Raw genomic sequence first — 4,641 nt, forward strand, 5'->3', positions numbered from 1 at the left:
CAGCGTTCGCAACGCTGAGGTCGTGGGTTCAATCCCCATCGCCTCCACCAAATAAAACGGGCACTTAGAGAAAAATCTAGGTGCCCGTTTTCAGTGTGTGCATACCAAGTGTGCACACGAGTGTTCACTCGGTTTTTGTAAGGTCGCTGCAAGCTGTCACCTAAAACGAGAAAACCCCAACGCACCCACCCTTTTTCAGGTCATAAGGATAGGTCATAAGCGAGCCCCTGCTCGGCAACGAACCCCCGCTGCAGCTACTACCAAGGAAAATGGCCACCACCAAGCAACACAACCATAACGCCCCTATCCGTCCAAAAAGATGCCGAGCAGACGCTCGGCGTTCCCAGGAGGGGCACCCCACCATCGGATCACCAGGGGCTGAATAGTTACAATATCCCGTGTATATTTCCAAAACATCAAACGCCCCTTCATCCTGCCCTCAATGGTGTGGGGGGCGGGATGAACGGGCGTTTGTCATGTTGCCTGCCCTGGCTTACCTTACCATTTTATGATGCGCCCGCGTTGAACCTCTGGTGCAGCTCCCCGCTATTTTTCGGGCTCCAGCAAATCCACGATCTGTCTGAAGACTTCCCCGGTGAATCCGGTAAGACTGGTGTTGGAAAGCACGACAATGGTGATGTCCTTTTCGGGATGATAAAATGCTTCCGAAAGATAGTAATCCGTGTCACCGGAATGCCCGAGAAACCCCTTGTATTCAAGGATACCGAATCTATAGATATAACTTGGAGCTTCAGCAAAAGGATTACCGTTGGCTATGCACTCGCTATAGGTTGCAGGAGAGAGCAATGCCCCGGTTGCAAGAGCTTTGACCCATATCTTCAGATCCCTGATAGTGGAGTAGGCATTCCCGCAAGCATACTCTGGCGAGTAATCCATTTTTTCGGTCCAGTCCTCCAAGGTATCAGGGTGATAACTGTGGGCATTGGGTTCCGGCATGTAGCTGCCGGATGCCGGTGCTCCGGAGTGCGACATGCCCAGGGGAGTGAACAGACGCTCCCTCAATACGGTCTCCAGAGACTGCCCGCTGAGCTGCTCGATGATCTGACCGAGAATGACGGTATTGGTATTGCTATAGCTCATACCTGTACCGGGCGAGTACAGCAGACCATGGGACAGACCTTCGTCTATCAGCTCCTGCGGTATGGCCGTGAAGTAGGGCGTGTTATCGAACTGTTCTTCGTAGTCGCCGGAAAGATAATCGTGATAACCGCTTGTCATGTCGCCCAGCATCCGCACGGTCACATCCGCGGCCTGCCTGAGATCCGGAAAATACGTGGAGAGTGGCGTGTCGAAGGTCAGAATTCCGTCATCCACATATTGGGCAATCACGTTCGTCACCATGGACTTGGTCACGCTGGCAATCTTGAAACTGTGCTTTTTTGTCAATTTCTCTTCGGTTCCCGTGTCGGCGAGTCCGATTGTGTAGGTCAAATCCACGGACCGGCTCTTGTCCTGTACACTGACGATCAGACCGGGAACGTTATTACTGTAGCCTTGTGCTGCCTCAAACTGCCCATCGGCCAGGTTGATGATTTTCCGCTCCGTTTCGCTATATTTTCCTGAACCTTCACAGGAACAGAGAAAAAGAACAAGAATGAACAGAAAGAGAACTGGATGTGTTTTGCGCATTTCATACCCGATTATAGATGATGGATACCAAGACTCTGACAGCGTATCGTACAGATGTGCCTGCAAAAAATATATTTTTGCAGGCAGGGTTAAGGTTTGAGCTGAAAGATTAAATAAAATCAAATAGTTATAGAATATGCTTTTGAGCCTGAACCCCGCTTTTCGAGTTTTTGCAGGAGCATCCGTACATGGTTTTACAGAAAAACTTGTCGACTCAATAAAATCAGTATCCAGATAAAAATCCCAAAAAGGGACTCCATCCGCGAGGAGCCCTCTTTCTTGATCAATCCGAAAAAAACATCAAGTTCCATTCACGGATGCCCTTGCTAAAAATTCCAAACAAGGCAGCATGTTCCGGCAAAACCTCAAACGCCCGTTCATCCTGCCCCACAACATTGGGGGCGGGATGAACGGGCGTTTATCTTGATATGCGGTCTTTACTTTACCATTTTTCCAGATGCACCCGCTCGGCCTTGTACCGGCTTTCGGACGTGGGCTGCTGGGCCGGGTGGCCGATGGCGATGTAGCCCAGGGGGATGACCTGTTCCGGCAGCTCGAACAGCTTCTTGGATCCCTCGATCCGATCCTCCATGGGAGTGATCCCGGTCCAGACCGCCCCGAGACCAAGGGCATGCACGGCCAGGAGGATATTCTGCACGGCTGCGGAGCAATCCTGCACCCAGTATCCGGCAAATTTTTCAAGACGCAGATCCCCGCATACCAGGATACCCACGGGGGCCTTTTCGGCCATCTGGGCATACGGGTTGATCTTCTTGATGCCGGCCTGAATACTCTTGTCCCGTACCACCACGAACTGCCAGGGCTGACCATTGCCGGCGCTGGGGGCCATCATGGCCGCTTCCAGGATTGTGGTGACCTGCTCGTCGGTGACGGGTTCATCGGTATACTTGCGGATGCTGCGCCGGTTCATGATGGCGTCAAATACGTTCATGCTGTTCTCCTCGAGATTGCAAAGGTTATGCGGGCAGGACGTCCAGACCGTTCCAGGTATTCACGTCCGCCGGATCGATCATGTGGGCAATGGTGGCCTCCATGGCCTTGAGGTGGGCGGTTTTGCTGTGGACGGCCAGGGCGTCCCCGCTCTCCCAGATTTCATAGAAGAGGAACGTGGGATTGTCGCCGCCGCTTTCGTGCAGATCGTAGCGGATGCACCCGGGTTCGGTGCGCACCAGTGGCACGACTCCGGCAAGTTCGGCCCGCACGGACTCGGCCATGCCCGGCCTGGGTGTGATCACGGCAGTAACATAGATAATGCTCATTGATATATTCCTTGGCAAGGGATTGAGGTTGTCCCGGCGCGGTCACCGGATTTTGTTACAGACTGTTTTCGCAGCCCCTCCCGGGGGGCTGCGAAAACGGCCGATTCAGGAATCGCCCCTACAAACATTTGAATTTTTTAGGATTTATTATAGACAGTTATGTGCAGATGCTTATATCAAAGCAATGACCACTCCCGGCACCATGGCGGCGAGCATGAGGAGGGGCACATGGATGTTTTTCCTGAATCCGGCAATCCAGGCAAAGAGCATTCCCTTGAACAGAGTATTGGTTGCGCAGGCCAGCACAATGCCCGTGACGGCGACTTCCCCCCCCAGGCTGGAACGTGCGGATCGGGACAGGGAGAGGGTGATGGCGTCCACGTCCATCAGGCCCGAGATCACTGAGAGGATGTACACGCCCTGATTGCCGAACCAGTGCTTCATGGCCTCGGCCAGGACGAGAACCACGGCCAGCAGGAGTCCGAACTGCAAGGCCATGCCGAGCTGGAGAGGGTTCTTCAGCTCGAGGCGCTGTTCCTGCCCCGTGCCGTTTTTTCCGTTCTGCCGCCAGAGCCAGATCAGGCTGCATAGAAGGCCCAGCAGCATGACGGTCAATGGCAGCCAGATGAGGTGAAGGAGCGCGGCATGAACCACAAAGACTTCGATCATGACCCGCACAAACATGATCGAAGACGCTATCAGGACCCCGCCCGAAAATATGAGGGTGACCTGTTTGTTTCTGGCAAAACGGGCCAGACTCAGGGTGACCGCTGTTGACGAGACCAGCCCGCCGGCAACGGCAGTAACGATCATCCCCAGCCGCTCGCCGGTCATCTTGATGACCATGTAGCCCAGAAAGGACAATCCTGAGATCAGAACCACCATCCACCAGGTCCAGTAGGGGTTCAAAGCCTCCCAGGGGCCGAACCCCTTGTCTGGCAAAAGGGGCAGCAGGACCACGGAGATGAGCAGAAGCTTGACTCCGGAAAAAAAGTCCTCGGACGACACACTGGTGAGCCAGCGGTGCAGGGTCGGTTTGTGGCCGAGAATGAACATGGTGATCACCGTGACCGCCATCGCCGGGATCTGATTGCCGTATCCTGCCCAGGCCGCCAGGGTAAAGGTCAGTAGCATGCTGAAGGCCGTGGTGGTCCCGACGTCCTTGTCCTTTTCAACGTCCAGGATGTGGGCCGCAATGACCAGGGCGGCAACCGACAGAAATCCGATCACGAGCAGCCACTGGCCGATCTCCTGGGAGAGCAGGGCAATGACGCCCCCCAGCAGGCCGATAAGACTGAAGGTTCGGATCCCGGCCACCCGCTGGCCTTCGTCCTCTTTCCTGCCGCTCCATCCCCTTTCGATACCGATCAAAAGACCGATTGCCAGGGCTGCGAGCACTTCCAGCGCTACGACATACATCTCATCCATGGGTGTCCTGCTTGTTATGGGGGCGTTGTAACTTTCTTTAAAATCCTTCTGTGATGGAGGAATTACGGCACGGGCGGTGCAGAATACAGGCTGAACAGCCCCATCATGAGGGGGATGGAAACAAGGGAGACAGAGCAAAGCTGGCAACCATGAACTGGTTGACGATCTCCCGTTTGCCGCCTGCCCGCTCTGTAAAAATGGGGATGCCCGTGATGGATGTCATTTACAGATGTGCCTGCAAAAAGTATTTTTTGCAGGCTGTTTTAGGTTTTAGGTTATTAAG

At 54.2% G+C, this 4,641-nt stretch carries 4 protein-coding genes; all 4 read right to left on the reverse strand.

Annotation, left to right across the window (positions count from 1 at the left end; all coding sequences use genetic code 11):
• Nucleotides 1–546: 546 nt before the first annotated feature.
• Nucleotides 547–1,650 carry a serine hydrolase domain-containing protein gene (locus ACY692_RS14170; protein WP_462326031.1) on the reverse strand — a complete coding sequence of 368 codons (1,104 nt, stop codon included), beginning with the start codon at nucleotides 1,648–1,650 and terminating at the stop codon, nucleotides 547–549.
• 442 nt (nucleotides 1,651–2,092) lie between these two features.
• Nucleotides 2,093–2,602 carry a nitroreductase family protein gene (locus tag ACY692_RS14175; RefSeq protein WP_462326032.1) on the reverse strand — a complete coding sequence of 170 codons (510 nt, stop codon included), beginning with the start codon at nucleotides 2,600–2,602 and terminating at the stop codon, nucleotides 2,093–2,095.
• Between the two features lie 25 nt (nucleotides 2,603–2,627).
• On the reverse strand, nucleotides 2,628–2,930 hold the full coding sequence (locus ACY692_RS14180; protein WP_462326033.1) for a putative quinol monooxygenase: 303 nt from the start codon (nucleotides 2,928–2,930) through the stop codon (nucleotides 2,628–2,630).
• Between the two features lie 171 nt (nucleotides 2,931–3,101).
• Nucleotides 3,102–4,358, reverse strand: a complete 1,257-nt coding sequence (locus ACY692_RS14185) for an MgtC/SapB family protein (protein ID WP_462326034.1) — start codon at nucleotides 4,356–4,358, stop codon at nucleotides 3,102–3,104.
• Between the last annotated feature and the right edge of the window lie 283 nt (nucleotides 4,359–4,641).

The organism is Desulfoplanes sp. (assembly GCF_054921335.1).